At 63.5% G+C, this 15,498-nt stretch carries 14 protein-coding genes; 7 read left to right on the top strand and 7 right to left on the bottom strand.

Going from position 1 to position 15,498, the window contains the following annotated elements:
- Positions 1 to 11: 11 nt before the first annotated feature.
- From K3136_RS12905 to K3136_RS12885, 5 genes are all read right to left on the bottom strand, one after another.
- Complete coding sequence (locus tag K3136_RS12905) at positions 12 to 686, bottom strand: nitroreductase (protein ID WP_221430702.1); 675 nt, start codon at positions 684 to 686, stop codon at positions 12 to 14.
- The gene (locus K3136_RS12900; RefSeq protein ID WP_221430701.1) at positions 683 to 958 is read right to left on the bottom strand and encodes a hypothetical protein; all 276 of its coding nucleotides are present in this window, start codon (positions 956 to 958) and stop codon (positions 683 to 685) included. Before K3136_RS12900 ends, K3136_RS12905 begins: the two co-directional genes overlap by 4 nt.
- Positions 959 to 2,785, bottom strand: a complete 1,827-nt coding sequence (gene cobT, locus K3136_RS12895; protein WP_221430700.1) for a cobaltochelatase subunit CobT — start codon at positions 2,783 to 2,785, stop codon at positions 959 to 961.
- A gap of 10 nt (positions 2,786 to 2,795) precedes the next feature.
- A complete protein-coding gene (gene fsa, locus K3136_RS12890) occupies positions 2,796 to 3,458 on the bottom strand; it encodes a fructose-6-phosphate aldolase (protein ID WP_221430699.1) in 663 nt (220 codons plus the stop codon).
- A gap of 65 nt (positions 3,459 to 3,523) precedes the next feature.
- Positions 3,524 to 4,219, bottom strand: a complete 696-nt coding sequence (locus tag K3136_RS12885) for a DUF4197 domain-containing protein (protein ID WP_221430698.1) — start codon at positions 4,217 to 4,219, stop codon at positions 3,524 to 3,526.
- A gap of 66 nt (positions 4,220 to 4,285) precedes the next feature.
- On the opposite strand from K3136_RS12885, the gene K3136_RS12880 reads away from it, so the two are divergent.
- From K3136_RS12880 to K3136_RS12870, 3 genes are read left to right on the top strand one after another with little or no spacing between them, the layout of a single operon-like run.
- The gene (locus tag K3136_RS12880) at positions 4,286 to 6,451 is read left to right on the top strand and encodes a primosomal protein N' (protein ID WP_221430697.1); all 2,166 of its coding nucleotides are present in this window, start codon (positions 4,286 to 4,288) and stop codon (positions 6,449 to 6,451) included.
- Positions 6,452 to 6,484: 33 nt separating this feature from the next.
- The gene (locus K3136_RS12875) at positions 6,485 to 8,041 is read left to right on the top strand and encodes a cryptochrome/photolyase family protein (protein WP_221430696.1); all 1,557 of its coding nucleotides are present in this window, start codon (positions 6,485 to 6,487) and stop codon (positions 8,039 to 8,041) included.
- 56 nt (positions 8,042 to 8,097) lie between these two features.
- A complete protein-coding gene (locus K3136_RS12870; protein WP_221430695.1) occupies positions 8,098 to 9,042 on the top strand; it encodes a hypothetical protein in 945 nt (314 codons plus the stop codon).
- 27 nt (positions 9,043 to 9,069) lie between these two features.
- On the opposite strand, the gene K3136_RS12865 is transcribed toward K3136_RS12870, so the two are convergent.
- Positions 9,070 to 10,110 carry a bifunctional transcriptional activator/DNA repair enzyme AdaA gene (locus K3136_RS12865; RefSeq protein WP_221430694.1) on the bottom strand — a complete coding sequence of 347 codons (1,041 nt, stop codon included), beginning with the start codon at positions 10,108 to 10,110 and terminating at the stop codon, positions 9,070 to 9,072.
- Positions 10,111 to 10,227: 117 nt separating this feature from the next.
- On the opposite strand from K3136_RS12865, the gene K3136_RS12860 reads away from it, so the two are divergent.
- Positions 10,228 to 11,796: a S1 family peptidase gene (locus K3136_RS12860; protein WP_247711362.1), complete on the top strand. Its 1,569-nt coding sequence runs from the start codon at positions 10,228 to 10,230 to the stop codon at positions 11,794 to 11,796.
- 42 nt (positions 11,797 to 11,838) lie between these two features.
- A complete protein-coding gene (locus tag K3136_RS12855) occupies positions 11,839 to 12,354 on the top strand; it encodes a hypothetical protein (RefSeq protein ID WP_247711361.1) in 516 nt (171 codons plus the stop codon).
- Here the strand turns inward: K3136_RS12855 and K3136_RS12850 are convergent.
- A complete protein-coding gene (locus K3136_RS12850) occupies positions 12,351 to 13,178 on the bottom strand; it encodes a TauD/TfdA dioxygenase family protein (protein WP_221430692.1) in 828 nt (275 codons plus the stop codon). The two genes, K3136_RS12855 and K3136_RS12850, sit on opposite strands and share 4 nt — an antisense overlap.
- 207 nt (positions 13,179 to 13,385) lie before the next feature.
- Here K3136_RS12850 and K3136_RS12845 point away from each other — a divergent pair, with 207 nt between their 5' ends.
- On the top strand, positions 13,386 to 13,940 hold the full coding sequence (locus K3136_RS12845; protein WP_221430691.1) for a F0F1 ATP synthase subunit delta: 555 nt from the start codon (positions 13,386 to 13,388) through the stop codon (positions 13,938 to 13,940).
- Positions 13,941 to 13,952: 12 nt separating this feature from the next.
- A complete protein-coding gene (gene atpA, locus K3136_RS12840; RefSeq protein ID WP_221430690.1) occupies positions 13,953 to 15,482 on the top strand; it encodes a F0F1 ATP synthase subunit alpha in 1,530 nt (509 codons plus the stop codon).
- The last annotated feature ends 16 nt before the right edge of the window (positions 15,483 to 15,498 follow it).

The following is a 15,498-nucleotide window of genomic DNA, read 5'->3' as shown; positions in this document are numbered from 1 at the left end:
TCGCGGGACGCTTACTGCCAACCCTCCCAGCGCACGGATTCTTCGAGCGGGGCGCGTTTGACATCGAACTGGTTCACCGGCGCATCCGCATCCCGGTAGCCGATTGCCATGCCGCAGAAAAAGATATGGTCATCGGGAATGTCGACCATCTCGCGCACTTGCGGGCTGTAGGCGGCCCAGGCTTCCTGCGCGCAAGAGTCGAGCCCTTCCTCGCGCAGCAACAGCATGATCGTCTGCAGCCACATGCCGATATCGCTCCACTGCGGCGGGCCCATGTATTTGGGCGTGTGGACCAGCATCAGCACGGGCGCCCCGAAGGCCCGGAAGTTGTTGGCGAACCACATGAGGCGCTTGGCCTTGTCCTCGCGCGTGATGCCGAGCGAGGCGTACATGTCCTCGCCCACTCCGAAACGGCGCTCCTCGTAAACGCCGTCGAGGTCCTTGGGATAGATATCGTATTCGGGCTTGAGCGCCGCGCGCCCCTTGGGAAATTCCAGCGCCACCCGGTCAAACAGCGCCTGCATCGGCTCGCCGGTGAGGATGACGGCATTCCACGGCTGGACATTGCCGCCCGAAGGCGAACGCTGCGCCTTTTCGAGCACGCGGGTGAGGGTGTCGCGGTCGACCGGCTGATCGGTGAAAGCGCGAACGGAGCGGCGGGACTGGACGGCTTTGGTGGGGGTCATCCGATAACTGACCAGATTGAAAGCCCAACTCCGAAGGCAAGCGACAGGTAGCCCAGACCGCGGATGGTCTGTTTGCTGAAGTCCAATTTCGGCGGATAAGCCTCCAATTCGCGACGCTCCTCGAAGTGCCTTTCGGGAGCGCCGGCATCCAGTTCAGCCAAGCGCGCGTTCCTATTGCTCAGTGATTCACGATACTGCCGTTCGGGTCGAAGTATCGCGCCTAGAGACGTGACAATCAAAACCAAACCCAAGGTAAATGTCAGCCAATCCATCTATCCCTCCACTTCGAACAATCCCGCAAGCTGCTCGATAATCGTGCCGCCGAGCTGTTCAACGTCCATGATCGTCACCGAACGCTTGTAATAGCGGGTCACGTCATGGCCGATGCCAATGGCGGCGAGCTGGACGGGGCTTTGCTTTTCGATCCACTCGATCACCTTGCGCAGGTGGCCTTCTAGATAGCCCGCCTGATTTACCGATAGCGTGCTGTCGTCGACCGGCGCGCCGTCGCTGATCACCAGCAGGATGCGGCGGTCTTCGGGTCGGGCGAGCAGGCGGGTGTGCGCCCAGAGCAGCGCCTCGCCGTCGATGTTTTCCTTCAGCAGCCCTTCGCGCATCATCAGGCCGAGATTGCGGCGCGCGCGGCGCCAAGGCTCGTCGGCCTTCTTGTAGATGATGTGGCGCAGATCGTTGAGGCGGCCCGGATCGGCAGGGCGACCATCGGCGAGCCATGCTTCGCGTGACTGCCCGCCCTTCCACGCGCGGGTGGTGAAGCCCAGGATTTCGGTCTTCACGCCGCAGCGTTCGAGCGTGCGCGCCATGATGTCTGCGCTGATCGCGGCGATGGAGATCGGCCGACCGCGCATCGAGCCCGAATTGTCGATCAACAGGGTGACGACCGTGTCCTTGAACTCGGTATCACGCTCCATCTTGTAGGACAGCGCATGGCCGGGGCTGACGACCACGCGGGTCAGGCGCGCGGCATCCAAAAGGCCTTCTTCCTGGTCGAAATCCCAGCTGCGGTTCTGCTGCGCCATGAGGCGGCGCTGGAGGCGGTTGGCGAGCCGCGTGACGATGCCCTGCAGGCCCGCCAGCTGGCTGTCGAGATAGGCGCGCAGACGGTCCAGTTCCTCGTGATCGCACAGCTCGGGAGCCTCGATCACCTCGTCGAACTTGTCGGTATAGGCCTTGTAGTTGAACTCTTCGGGCAGGTCGGTCCACGGGCGGTTCGGGCGGACGGGCTGCATGCCCTCGCCGTCCTCGTCCGAAGGATCGCCATCGGACATTTCCTGCTCGCCCTCGACGTCCTGTTCGGCATCGCCATCGGCCTCGCCGTCCACGACTTCGCCGCGCGCATCGCTTTCCTGCGGCTGGGCGTCGCCCTCGTCTTCCTCGTCGGAATCCTGATCCTCTTCGGGAGCCTCGCCTTCCTCGTCCTCGCCATCCTCGCGGCCCTCATCCTCGGGCGTGTCGGGCAGCGTGAGTTCGAGATGCCGCAGCATGTCGAGCGTCAGGTTCTGGAATGTGCGCTGGTCGTCGAGCGCGCCCGCCAACTCGTCCATGTCGGTGCCGATGCGCGACATGATCTCTTCGCGCACCATGTCGACGCCCGGCTTGGCGCGGTCGGGAATGGGTTCGCCGGTCAGCGCCTCGCGCAGCATGAGCGATAGCGCAGTGGGCAACGGCACGTCCTTGGCAGTCTCTGCCCGCCCGATCGGATCGGTGGCAGTGCGCAGTTCGACGGCTGCGTCGAGATTGCCCTTCATGCCCGAATAATTGTTCGAGCCGAGCGCCTCATACCGCGTGCGCTCGATCACATCATAGCACGCGCGGGCGATAGGTTCGGGCGGCGCGCCCTTGGCGTGCATGCCCTCGTTGTGATGGCGCAGCTTGAGCGCGAAACTGTCCGCAAAACCGCGTGCCTCAGCGGCCTGGTCCTGTGGCAAGGTGCGACCGGGCAGCGGAACGCGGAAGTTCTTGCCCGACTGGGTCGGACTATCCGCGCTCCACGCAACCTCGACCTCCGGCTCACGCGAGATGGCGCGAGCCGTGCCGGTCAGTGCCTGCTTGAATAGGTCGAGGGGGGTCTGGTCTGCCACGTAAGGCTATTTAGGTCGTCGGAATCGTCTGGCCAGTCTTTTCCCAGTCGGCGACGAAGCCTTCGATGCCCTTGTCGGTCAGGACATGCTTGAACAGGCCCTTGATGACGGCCGGCGGCATGGTGGCGACATCCGCACCGATCAGCGCGCTTTCGAGGACGTGCACGGGATTGCGGATGCTGGCGACGAGGATCTCGGTCGTGAAGCCGGGATAGTTGTCATAGACCTGCTTGATGTCGCGGATCAGGTCCATGCCGTTGAAGCCGTTGTCGTCGTGACGGCCCACGAAGGGCGAAACAAAGGTCGCACCGGCCTTCGCAGCCAGCAGCGCCTGGTTGGCCGAGAAGCACAGGGTGACATTCACCTGCGTGCCGTCCGAGGTCAGCTTCTTGCAGGTCTTGAGGCCGTCGATCGTCAGCGGGACCTTGATGCAGACGTTGTCCGCGATCTTCCGCAGGGTCTCGGCCTCTTTCATCATCGTCTCGTGATCGAGCGCGACGACTTCGGCGCTGACCGGGCCGTCGACGATATCGCAGATTTCCTTCGTCACTTCCATGAAGTCACGGCCCGACTTCGCGATCAGCGAGGGGTTGGTGGTGACGCCATCGAGCAGGCCGGTGTCGGCCATTTCCTTGATGTCGGCGATGTCTGCGGTGTCGACGAAGAACTTCATGTGTGCGGCTCCGGGGAAGCGTGTTGCGATTCCCCGAAGGCCTTAGCGATGTGGGTGCCTTGCGGCTAGAGCCGCGCGCCGGTTCCGAACACTCCGATGATCAGCGGATCGCGCGTGGCAGCGGGATCGGCGCGGATTGCGCTCTCCTCGACGCCGATTTCCCGCCAGATCGTGTCGTCGATGCGCGTCGAGACGCGGCTGGCGACCTGAGGGATATCGGTACCCGTCAATGCTGCCAGTGCCTGGCCGACCAGCGGGTCCTGCGCGAGACGCATGGCATCGCCGAGTTCGGGCACCATTGCCTCGATCAGAGAGCCGCCCATCGATCCGCGCAGGAACGCGGTTGCAGCCGTCGGGCCGCCATTCACCAGGTCGATGGCGTTCCGGATGCCGATGGTCCGCACGGCCTCGGTCACCAGCGGAGCGGCACGTTCGGCACCCTCGTAGGCGATGTCGCCGAATGCATCATAGAGCCGGTCCTTGAACAGCGGCGAGGTCAGGATGCTCGACAGCACGCCGCCGCGTGCACCCAGCAGTCCTTCGAGGCCGACGGTCGCGACCTGTTCGTCCCAGAAGCCGTCCGGCTGGAGCATGCGGGTAAAGGCACGTTCGCTCGACAGGAAGAGGATGCGCTGGATCGCATCGACCAGGCTGAAACCGGGTAGGCCCGTGCATCCGGGCAAAGCCAGCGCTGCGCCGCCAAGGCCGATGCCACCGAGAAATGCGCGGCGTCCGGTAGGTCTCACGAGAATATCGGTCATTACTTGTCTCCTCACAAAGTCCCACCCTTGTTTCGTATCGGTTGGACGGCCCATATGAGCCGCCAGATGAACCGCGTCCGTTGCCTCGTCCTCAATGCCGCTCTCGGCCCGCTCGACTACAAGGTGCCCGAAGGCATGACGGTCGAGCTCGGGCAGGTAGTCGAGTGCCCACTGGGTCCGCGCACGGTTGTCGGTATCGTCTGGGAAGCTGAACGGCTTCCGGGTACGGACGTTCCGGCAGAGAAATTGCGCGGCCTCAGGGGCTTGTATCCGATCCCGCCCCTGCCCGCGCCGCTGCGGCGGCTGATCGAGTGGACTGCCGACTATTATGTCGCCTCGCTCGCCAGCGTCGCGCGCATGGCGCTGTCTTCGGGCGGCGCGCTCAAGGGACCGGCCAGCATCACCGAATACCGCCTGACCGGCGGCATGCCCGAGCGCATGACCCCGCAGCGGCTGGCGGCGATGGAGGCTCTCGAAGGCGAGCAGGCAACGATCCGCGAGCTGGCTGGCATTGCAGGTGTGTCCGAGGGTGTGCTTCGCGGGTTGGTAAACCAGGGCGTACTCGAACCGGTCGAGGTCGATTGCGACCGACCTTACGAGGAGGCGCGACCCGATTTCGCGCAGATCGAGCTGAGCGACCAGCAGCGCGAAGCTGCGGAGACATTCTCGGCGGCGGTTCGAGAGAAGAAATTTGCGCCGTTCCTGCTCGATGGCGTGACCGGATCGGGCAAGACCGAGACCTATTTCGAACCCGTGGCAGAGGCGCTGCGCATGGGCCGGCAGGTCCTCGTCCTGCTGCCCGAAATCGCGCTGACCGAGAACTTCCTCCATCGGTTCGAGGAGCGCTTCGGAGTGCTGCCCGTCCTGTGGCACTCATCGCTCAAATCGACCGAGCGCCGCCGTGCATGGCGCGCCGTGGCAAGCGGAGATGCGCAGGTGGTTGTGGGCGCGCGGTCGGCGCTGTTCCTGCCCTTCGCCAAGCTTGGCCTCATAGTGGTCGACGAGGCGCACGAGACCAGCTTCAAGCAGGAAGACGGCGTGCGTTACAATGCGCGCGACGTCGCCGTGATGCGCGCGCATTTCGAAGGCTTCCCGATCATCCTCGCCAGTGCCACACCGGCGCTTGAGAGCCTGCAAATGGCCGAAAGCGGGATCTACGAGAAGGTCGACCTGCCCAGCCGCTTCGGCGGCGCGCAGTTGCCCGATATCGACACGATCGACCTCACGGAGGAAAAGCCACCGCACGGCATGTGGCTCGCGCAGCGGCTGGTGGACGGGATCGCTGAACGGCTTGAGCGCGGCGAGCAATCGCTCCTCTTCCTCAACCGCCGTGGCTATGCGCCGCTGACGCTGTGCCGCAATTGCGGCTTTCGCTACCAATGCCCCAATTGCAGCGCCTGGCTGGTCGAGCATCGCTTCACCCGCCGCCTCGCCTGCCACCATTGCGGGCACGAAGCGCCAAGCCCCGCTGCTTGCCAGGAATGCGGCGAGCCCGATTGCCTCGTCGCCTGCGGTCCGGGCGTCGAGCGGATCGCCGATGAAGTGGCTGAACGGCTGCCCGAAGCGCGCGTCTTCGTGGCAACTTCCGATACGCTCAATTCACCGGGGCGCGCGGCGGAGTTCATCGCTGCAGTCGAGGCAAAAGAAATCGACGTCATCGTGGGCACGCAGCTCGTCACCAAGGGCTTCCACTTCCCCGAACTGACGCTGGTCGGTGTGGTCGATGCGGATCTCGGTCTCGAAGGCGGCGACCTTCGAGCCGGCGAGCGCACCTATCAGCAGGTTGCGCAGGTCGCGGGGCGTGCCGGTCGCGGCTCGAAACCCGGCGAAGTGCTGATCCAGACGCGCCATCCCGAAGCCAGCGTGATCGCCGCACTCGCTGCCGGAGATCGCGACGCCTTCTATAGCGCCGAGACCGAGATGCGCCGCGATGCCGGTGCGCCGCCCTTCGGACGCTGGGCCTCGATCATCGTGTCGAGCGAAGACGAGTCCGAAGCGCGCGAAGCCGCGCGCCGTATCGGCGATACGCGCCCCGATGTACCCGACTGCATGATCCTCGGCCCTGCGCCCGCCCCAATGGCGCAATTGCGGGGGCGATATCGCTATCGCCTGCTGATGAATGCCCGGCGCAGCGTGCAACTGCAGGACGTGATCCGCCACTGGCTCGGCCGTGTGGACCATCCGCCTGGCGTGCGGGTAGCGGTGGACGTGGACCCGTACAGCTTCGTGTGAGGCACACTCGGACGGCTCGCGCATTAAGCGGCTATGTCCGGACCCGTTCTCGTCCCCATCCTCGGCGACCAGCTGACCCGTAATCTCGCCAGCCTGCGCGGAAGGACCAAGGACGACACGATCATCTTGATGATGGAGGTCTGGGACGAGGCGACCTACTCAAAACATCACAAGCAGAAGATCGTGCTGATCTTCTCGGCGATGCGCCATTTCGCAGAGGAACTGCGCGATGCGGGCTGGACGGTCGATTACGTGAAGCTGGACGCCGAGGGCAATTCGGGCAGCTTCACGGGCGAGGTCGCCCGCGCGATCGAGGAGCATTCCCCGCGGCTGGTCAGCGTAGTCGAAGCCGGCGAATGGCGCGTGCGCGAGGCGATGGACCAGTGGGCCGACAAGTTCGCCTGCGAGGTCGAAATCCTGCGCGACGATCGCTTCATCGCCACACAGGCCGAATTCGACGAGTGGGCGGAGGATCGCAAGGAGCTCCGCATGGAGTTCTTCTACCGCGAGATGCGCCGCAAGACAGGCCTTCTCATGGACGGCGACAAGCCGGAGGGTGGCGATTGGAACTACGACAGCGAGAACCGCAAACCGCCCAAGGAAGGCCTCTCTGCACCCGAGCGGCCGAAGTTCGAGCCGGACGACATGACGCAGGAGGTAATCGAACTGGTCGAGGATCGCTTCGGCGACCACTTCGGCTCGATCGAGAATTTCTGCTGGCCCGTCACCCGCGACGAAGCCGAAGAAGCCGCCGATGCATTCTTCGCCGAGCGGATCGAATGCTTCGGCCCCTACCAGGACGCGATGGTCGCGGGCGAGGATGACCTGTTCCATTCGATGCTCTCGACCAGCATCAACCTCGGCCTGCTCGACCCGCTCGAACTGTGCCAGCGCGCAGAGAAAGCCTACAGGGACGGCAATGCCCCGCTGAATTCGGTAGAAGGTTTCATCCGCCAGATCATCGGCTGGCGCGAATATGTGCGCGGTTTCTACTTTAACCAGATGCCGCACTTGCAAAAGGCCAACGCCCTCAACGCCCAGCGCGGCCTGCCCGAGTTCTACTGGACCGGCGAGACCGACATGGCCTGCCTTGCCGATTGCATCCGCTCGACCCGCGACAATGCCCATGCGCACCACATCCAGCGGCTGATGGTGCTGGGCAATTTCGCGCTGATCGCAGGCGTGAACCCGCGCGAAGTGCAGGACTGGTTCCTGGTGGTCTACGCCGATGCCTATGAATGGGTCGAACTGCCCAATGTCGCGGCGATGATCCTCTACGCCGACGGCGGCAAGCTCGCCTCCAAGCCCTATGCGGCCTCCGGCAATTACATAAACAAGATGAGCAATTACTGCTCGGGCTGCAAATACTCACCGAGCAAGAAGACCGGCGAAGGCGCCTGCCCCTTCAACCCGCTCTACTGGCACTTCATGGCCCGCCACCGCGAGCGTCTGGAGAAGAACCCGCGCATCGGGCGGATCTACGCGACCTGGGACCGGATGGGCGAAGAAAAGCAGGCGGAGTATCTCAAGAGCGCCGAGGCATTTCTAGCTACGCTCACGCCGGCGAGCTCTGAGTGGGCGCGACGTTAGGAAAATTTTTCCAGCTTTGCCTCATCAAGCTACTGATTCCTGACGGAGAATGCCCGGTGAGCGTGTTTACGAAGCCCATTTTGCGCGTCGGTGTCGGTTCCAGCGAGACATCATCGCGCATCAAGTTGGCAAGTCTCTCCGACCCAAGAGAAAAGCGGCTCGTCACTGTTCGTGCAGCGCTGCGCGCTTATCCCGGTGTCGGAGATATCGGAAACGGCGCTTGGGGTCTCGGCAGCGATACCGAGCTTCACATCCGCCTCCACAGCCTCAGGGCGATCTTCGTCAGCTGGGCCGAATTCCTGTATGACGGGATCCGGCAGGGTGCGAGGGAGGAAGCCTTTGATGACCTTGCGATACCGCTGGCCCGGCTCGACGAGGGACTGCACGATTTCTACAGCCGCAACATTATGGGCAGCGACGACGCTTGCAACTCTTGGCAGGAAGCAACCCATGCGGCGCGGCGTGCGGTGGCGCTGGTGGAGGCAATTCGGACGCTCGAATTTCGCACCCAACCCTTTCATGAAGATACCGCCTACAGGGATGTTCTCGACACGCTGAGCCTTCAAGGGCCGGCTGGCCATGACAACACGCTGAGGTGGCGCGCAGCCCAGCGATCCGCAATTTCAACCGATTGCGATCTTCTTGCGAGCCAATCGATGACGTTGCCCGATCTGGCGCTGGCGCCATTGTGGCCCAATTTCCGAATGGCTGCGCTGGAAACCAACCTGACCTTAAACGAGACCGCGCGCGATATCCGCCAACTAGGCTCGCGACTTGCGACTTGGCTTCGCGAACGCAAGGATGGGTGTCTGGTTTTAGGCATCGGACCAGAAGAAGCCGCTGAACGACTTTCGCGAACGGCAAACCTTCCGCGATCTTTCTGGACCGCCCGCGAACCCAAACACACGCTGTACGCCTTCGATTACTGCCTGCACGGTGCCCTCGACAATCCCCACTGGGGGAGCGAGACGTCCAATCGCCCAAGCTACCTGCCCGACTGACCGGGGCGGTTCATATCCTTCGAGGCATCACTCGCCCCGCTCGCGTCGCAACAGCTCCGCCTTGATCTCCGTACCATAGGCATAACCGCCCAGCCCGCCGTCTGCCGCGATCACGCGGTGGCAGGGAATGAGGACGGCAATATTGTTTGCGCCATTTGCTCCGCCCACTGCGCGGCTGGCCTTGGGATTGCCGAGCATCGCGGCCTGCTCGCCATAGCTGCGCGTCTCGCCTGCGGGGATCTGGCGTAGCGCTTCCCAGCAGCGCTGCTGGAATGCTGTGCCCTTCACGTCCAGCGGGATGTCGGCAGTCGTGGCCGAGTGCGGCGCTTCGACGGCGTCGGTCACCTTCTCGAACAGTTCGCGGAATTCCTCGCCACCTTCGACCAGTTCGGCCTTGGGGAAGCGGGCGCGCAGGTCTTCCTCACCCTCGTTGAAGCTGAGACAGCACACGCCCTTCTCGGTCGCCGCCACGAGCATGTCTCCGAGCGTCGTCTTGATCACGCTCCAATGGACCGTGCGGCCCTTGCCGCCATCCTTCCAGTCGCTCGCGCTCATGCCGCTGCCCTTCCTGTCCTCGTAAAAGCGCGATGGCGCACCGTAGCCGGCCTCGTAGATCGCATCCGTAACGCTGCTGCCCTCGCCCAGCGCCTGGTCCGCCCGCTCGCGGCGCAGCGCACGCTGGTAGGCAGCGGGCGACAGGCCGACCGCGCGAGTGAAGATGCGCTGGAAATGCGTCGGCGAATAATCGGTGAGCCGGCCCAGCCGCTCGAGCGAAATCGTCTCTTCCGCCTCCCGCAGGACCTTGAGCGCTGCCAGCACCGCCGCCTCTTCGCGGCTCTGCTGGTCGGGAGCGCAGCGCTTGCAGGCCCGCAGGCCCGCCGCTTCTGCAGCATCGCAATCCGAATAGAAGCGCACATTCTCGCGCTTGGGAGCGCGCGCCGGGCAGGACGGGCGACAATAGATGCCGGTCGAGTGCACACCGGTCACGAAGACGCCGTCGAACCGCCGGTCCTTGGCCAGCGCGATGCGCCAGCGGTCGTCGTCGGTCAGGGGTTTCGTTCCGGTCATCGGCCACATCCTTTCATTGCTCGCCGCGGTCTTGCAAGCACACTCCTTGCAAAAGGTGCGCACGCCGGCATCCCGAAGCTTGCGGTCAATGTCGCGCCTTGGCTAAAGGTCGAGCGAATGGGACGGTTTTTCACGATTTTTGCAGCGCTCATGGCGCTCCTCGCCCCTGCCATGGCGCAGGCCGAACCCGCCGATATCGACGCGGCGGCGCGCGGCGTCGTGCGGGTGGTGATCATCGGCAATGACGATGACGAGCTGTTCCCCGTCAGCCACGGCACCGGATTTGCGGTCAACAGCGACCTGATCGTGACGAATGCGCATGTCGTGCGCGATGCGATGGGCGATGACGACCTGCGCGTCGGCATCGTGCCTAGCGGCGGCGGACAGGCGGTCTATGGACGTATCGTATCGGTCAATGCGCGCAATGACCTGGCGCTGGTCAGGCTGACCGGAAACTTGCGCCTCCCGCCGCTTGCGATTTCGGGCCGCCCGATTGCCAGCAGCGGCGAAGTGACCAGCGTCGGCTATCCCATGAATGTCGACCGCGCGCAGGGACTCGACCTTGCCGATATCTTCCGCTCGATGCCGCCGGTGAAAAGCCGCGGGTTCGTTTCGGGCGAACGGCCCAGCCGCCAGTTCGACACGATCCTGCACACTGCACCGATCGCCCGCGGCAATTCGGGCGGACCGCTGCTCGACCCCTGCGGCCGTGTGGTCGGCGTGAACAGCTTCGGCGCGGACAATGAAGGCGGCGATGCCGAGTTCTTCTTCGCCGTCTCGAACCACGAGCTCCTGCCGTTCCTGCGTGCGAACGAGGTCGAGCCGATCATCAACGACACCGTCTGCCGCAGCCTTGCCGACCTTGACGAGGCAGAGCGCCAAAGGATCGAGCGCGAGCAGTTCGAGGCCCGCCAAAGCCTTGCCCAGCGCGCCGAGGAAACGCGTGAACGCCGCGAACGCGCGCTGCTGAAAGCACAGCTCAGCGTGGCCGAGGATCGCGAGGACCGGATGGCCCTCGCCTTCATCCTCATCATGATCGCATTCGGCCTCGCCATGTGGGCGTGGACCGAGCGCGAGAAGATCGCTCCCGAAGGGGAGGATGCCGAACTGCGCCACAAGAAGGTGAAGATCGCTTTCGGCATTGCGGGCTTTCTCGTCATAGTAGCGCTGATCGCCTTCCTGACCCGTCCGGGGCTCGACGAGGTCGACCGCCGGGTGGCGGCAGAGATGCAGTCCGGCGAGAATCCGGACAGCACCGATCCCGTTAATGCGAACAATGGCGGCGATGCGAATCTCGTGTGTCGCCTGCTGCCCGAGCGCAGCCGCTTCAGCGGTGCGAATCCGCCCGATATCGAATTCGACTGGACGACAAGCGGCTGCGTCAACGAACGCACGCAATATGGCTATGCCTCGGGTACATGGTCGCGCGTCTTCGTGCCCAATTCCGAAGATGCGGTTTCGGTGAACAGCTACGATCCCGATCGCATGGTCTTCCGTTCGGAACGCTACCTGCTTTCGCGCAGCGACATGAACGATGCTCGCGAGGCGCGCGGCAAATACACCGCGCCCACCTGCGGCGCGGACCGGGCAGCCAGCCAGCTGGGCGACTTGCAGGGCGAAGTGCTCGGCATGCTCCCGCAGCAGCCGAACGAGCGGCTGGTCTATCGCTGCGAGCCGCGGGAATAGCTCGTGGAGCAGGCGCTTGTTTTCGCTTCAATCGTGCTGGGCGTGGCAGTTGCTTTCGAACTCGGTCACCTGAACACCGTCCTTCGCTCCAAGATGGTGCGCTGGCATTGGGCACAGCCCGCCTTCGCCCTGTTCATCCTCCTGAGCATCATTGCCTATTGGTGGGCTGCTGCGGCCAACAGCGAAGGATCGATAAGCTTCGCGCAGTTCATGCCGGTCATGTTCCAGCTCGTCATGCTGGTCCTCCTTGCAGCAGTCGCCTTGCCCGACAGCATTCCCGAGGATGGCATCGACCTGGCCGAGTATTATCTCGAGAACCGGAAGTACCAGTGGTTGCTCGTCTCGCTATATTTCTGGTCGATCCACCTGGGCTATCTCGGACATGTCTTCACCACCTCCGACACAGCTTTCGACGTATTGCTGCGCGCAGGGCCAGACACCGTCTTCGGACTGCTCTTCATAGTGATGATCTTCGCCAAGCGCTGGTCGGTGATCGGCGCAGGCTTTGCGCTCATATCCCTGTCGCCCCTGATCTGGGCTGCGCGAAGCCTGGGCTAGGCCGCAAGCGCTTCCCCGCTCAGCGTGATGCGATGCATTTCGCGGGCATGGCCCTGATAATCGTTCATCGCATAGTGCCAGGTGGTGCGGTTGTCCCAGATCGCCACTGTGCCCGGTGCCCATTCGACGCGGCACTGATGCTCCGGCTTCATCGCATGGGCGAATAGCTCCTGCAGCAACGGCAGGCTTTCCTCTCGCGTCATGCCGACGAAATTGATCGTGAAACCGGGATTTACGTAAAGCAGCTTCTGCCCGGTGCGGGGATGACGGATGACGACCGGATGCGTCGCTCCGGTCTTCAGGTCCTGACCCCGCAGGGCAGTGCCCTGGTCGGTTTTCGCGTAAACGCCGTCGGGCGCATAGATATGGTCGGCGGTATGGAAGGCCTCCAGCCCTTCGAGGCGCTCTTTCATCTCGTCGGGCAGCGAATCGTAGGCCGCGCCCATATGCGCCCACAGCGTGTCACCGCCTGCAGGAGGCAGCGTTCGCGCGACAAGGATCGACCCCATGGCGGGGATCTGGTCATAGGAATGGTCGGTGTGCCAGCCACCACCGATATTGGTGGTCTGCTCCTCGGTCTTGCGGACCACGGCGATCTCGGGATGCTCGTCGGTGAGCGGGAAGTAATTGTTGATATCGATCCCGCCCCAGCGCTTGGCGAAGGCAATGTGATCGTCGGGCGAGAATTCCTGGTCGCGGAAGACGGCGACGCCGTGCCTATATATAAGGTCGCGGATCGCATCGAGCTGTGCGCCCCCGGCATCGGCAAGCGACACACCCCTCACCTCGACGCCGCAGTGGGCCGATAGCGGCGTAGTCTCCATTGCAGCTCTCCCCTCGCAACAGGTCCCTTTTCCAGACCATCCTACGCCTACAGGGCAAAGAGTCCATCTTTCGAGGCGTGACTCGGGTTGCCTTGCTTCACCCCCTTTGCTAGGCGCGCGCCAATCCTGCCGGAGCGACTCTGTTTCGCTCGCTACAAGGCAGGAAACGACAGACCTTTTTTCCGACCCTTAGAGGACGAGAGACGCGTGGATATTTCCGCCGGTATTCAGGCTAGCCTGGCAGGCCGTTATGCTTCGGCACTGTTCGATCTGGCCAGTGAGGCAGGGACCGTGACAGCGGTCGAATCGGACCTCGACAAGCTCGAGGCCGGCCTGGCCGAATCGCCCGAGCTCAAGATGCTCACCACCAACCCGCGCGTTTCGCGTGGCGAAGCCGAGAAAGCGCTCTGGGGCGTGGCAGCCATCATGGGCCTGTCCGAACTGACCCAGAACTTCCTCGGCACGCTGGCGCAGAACCGTCGGCTTGGCCAGCTTCCGGCCATCATCCGCGCCTTCCGCGCGATTGCCGCTGCGCAACGCGGCGAAGTATCCGCCGAAGTCACCAGCGCCCACGCGCTGACCGACGCGCAGCTCGCCGATCTCAAGGCGAAGCTGACGGCCCGCGAAGGCCGCACCGTCAAACTTTCCACGAAGGTCGACCCCGATTTGCTCGGCGGCCTCGTCGTCACCATCGGATCGAAGCGCATTGATGGCTCGATCCGCACCCGTCTCAATTCGCTCTCCCAGGCCATGAAGGCTTAAAGGAAAACACTCATGGATATCCGCGCCGCAGAAATCTCCAAGGTCATCAAGGACCAGATCGCCAATTTCGGTAGCGAAGCCGAAGTCAGCGAAGTCGGTTCCGTTCTCTCGGTGGGTGACGGCATCGCCCGCATCCACGGCCTCGACAAGGTCCAGGCCGGTGAGATGATCGAATTCGCCAACGGCACGCAGGGCATGGCCCTGAACCTCGAAGCCGACAACGTGGGTGCCGTTATCTTCGGCGCCGACACCGACATCGCCGAAGGCGACACGGTGAAGCGTACCGGCACCATCGTGGACGTTCCCGTCGGCAAGGGCCTGCTGGGCCGCGTGGTTGACGCTCTGGGCAACCCGATCGACGGCAAGGGCCCGATCGTTGCCGACAAGCGCATGCGCGTCGAAGTCAAGGCGCCGGGCATCATCCCGCGTGAATCGGTTAGCGAGCCGGTGCAGTCGGGCCTCAAGGCCATCGACGCCCTCGTTCCCGTCGGCCGCGGCCAGCGCGAACTGATCATCGGTGACCGCCAGACCGGTAAGTCGGCTGTCGCGATCGACACCTTCATCAACCAGAAGGACGCGCACCAGGGCGACGACGAGAAGAAGAAGCTCTACTGCATCTACGTCGCCGTCGGCCAGAAGCGCTCGACCGTCGCCCAGATCGTCAAGAGCCTCGAAGAAAACGGCGCGATGGAATACTCGATCGTCGTCGCCGCAACCGCTTCGGAGCCCGCTCCGCTGCAGTACCTCGCACCCTACACCGGCTGTGCGATGGGCGAATTCTTCCGCGACAACGGCATGCACGCCGTCATTGTTTACGACGACCTTTCGAAGCAGGCCGTTGCCTATCGTCAGATGTCGCTCCTGCTGCGTCGTCCTCCGGGCCGCGAAGCTTACCCGGGTGACGTTTTCTACCTCCACAGCCGCCTCCTCGAGCGCGCTGCAAAGATGAACGGCGACAATGGCGGCGGCTCGCTGACCGCACTGCCGATCATCGAAACGCAGGCAGGCGACGTGTCGGCCTACATTCCGACCAACGTGATCTCGATCACCGACGGCCAGATCTTCCTCGAAACCGACCTGTTCTACCAGGGTATCCGTCCGGCAATTAACGTCGGTCTTTCGGTTAGCCGTGTGGGCGGTGCCGCCCAGACCAAGGCGATGAAGAAGGTCTCGGGCTCGATGAAGCTCGACCTCGCACAGTATCGCGAAATGGCTGCCTTCGCGCAGTTCGGCTCGGACCTCGATGCCGCAACGCAGAAGCTGCTCAACCGCGGTGCGCGCCTGACCGAGCTGCTCAAGCAGCCGCAGTTCTCGCCGATGCCTTTCGAAGAGCAGACCGTGTCGATCTTCGCTGGCACCAACGGTTACCTCGACGATATCGCCGTGGACCGCGTGAACGACTACGAAGAACAGATGCTCAGCTACATGCGCGCAGAGCATGGCGATGTGCTCAAGGAAATCCGCACCAGCGGCAAGTTCGAAGACGACACCAAGAACAAGGTCGTCGACGCACTCAAGACCTTCGCCAAGCAGTTCGCCTGAGACCCACGAGCCTAAC

It is taken from the genome of Qipengyuania gelatinilytica, from assembly GCF_019711315.1.
Taxonomy (GTDB): Bacteria; Pseudomonadota; Alphaproteobacteria; order Sphingomonadales; family Sphingomonadaceae; genus Qipengyuania; species Qipengyuania gelatinilytica.
Note: the sequence above shows the minus strand (reverse complement) of the source record. Positions and strands in the feature narration are given on the sequence as shown.

What these genes read in the sequence shown, in the direction of transcription:
- fsa (WP_221430699.1), bottom strand. Translation starts at nt 3,458, where the DNA reads ATGAAGTTCTTCGTCGACACCGCAGACATCGCCGACATCAAGGAAATG.
- K3136_RS12850 (WP_221430692.1), bottom strand. Translation starts at nt 13,178, where the DNA reads ATGGAGACTACGCCGCTATCGGCCCACTGCGGCGTCGAGGTGAGGGGT.
- K3136_RS12865 (WP_221430694.1), bottom strand. Translation starts at nt 10,110, where the DNA reads ATGACCGGAACGAAACCCCTGACCGACGACGACCGCTGGCGCATCGCG.
- K3136_RS12905 (WP_221430702.1), bottom strand. Translation starts at nt 686, where the DNA reads ATGACCCCCACCAAAGCCGTCCAGTCCCGCCGCTCCGTTCGCGCTTTC.
- K3136_RS12860 (WP_247711362.1), top strand. Translation starts at nt 10,228, where the DNA reads ATGGGACGGTTTTTCACGATTTTTGCAGCGCTCATGGCGCTCCTCGCC.
- atpA (WP_221430690.1), top strand. Translation starts at nt 13,953, where the DNA reads ATGGATATCCGCGCCGCAGAAATCTCCAAGGTCATCAAGGACCAGATC.
- K3136_RS12885 (WP_221430698.1), bottom strand. Translation starts at nt 4,219, where the DNA reads ATGACCGATATTCTCGTGAGACCTACCGGACGCCGCGCATTTCTCGGT.
- K3136_RS12875 (WP_221430696.1), top strand. Translation starts at nt 6,485, where the DNA reads ATGTCCGGACCCGTTCTCGTCCCCATCCTCGGCGACCAGCTGACCCGT.
- K3136_RS12900 (WP_221430701.1), bottom strand. Translation starts at nt 958, where the DNA reads ATGGATTGGCTGACATTTACCTTGGGTTTGGTTTTGATTGTCACGTCT.
- K3136_RS12880 (WP_221430697.1), top strand. Translation starts at nt 4,286, where the DNA reads ATGAACCGCGTCCGTTGCCTCGTCCTCAATGCCGCTCTCGGCCCGCTC.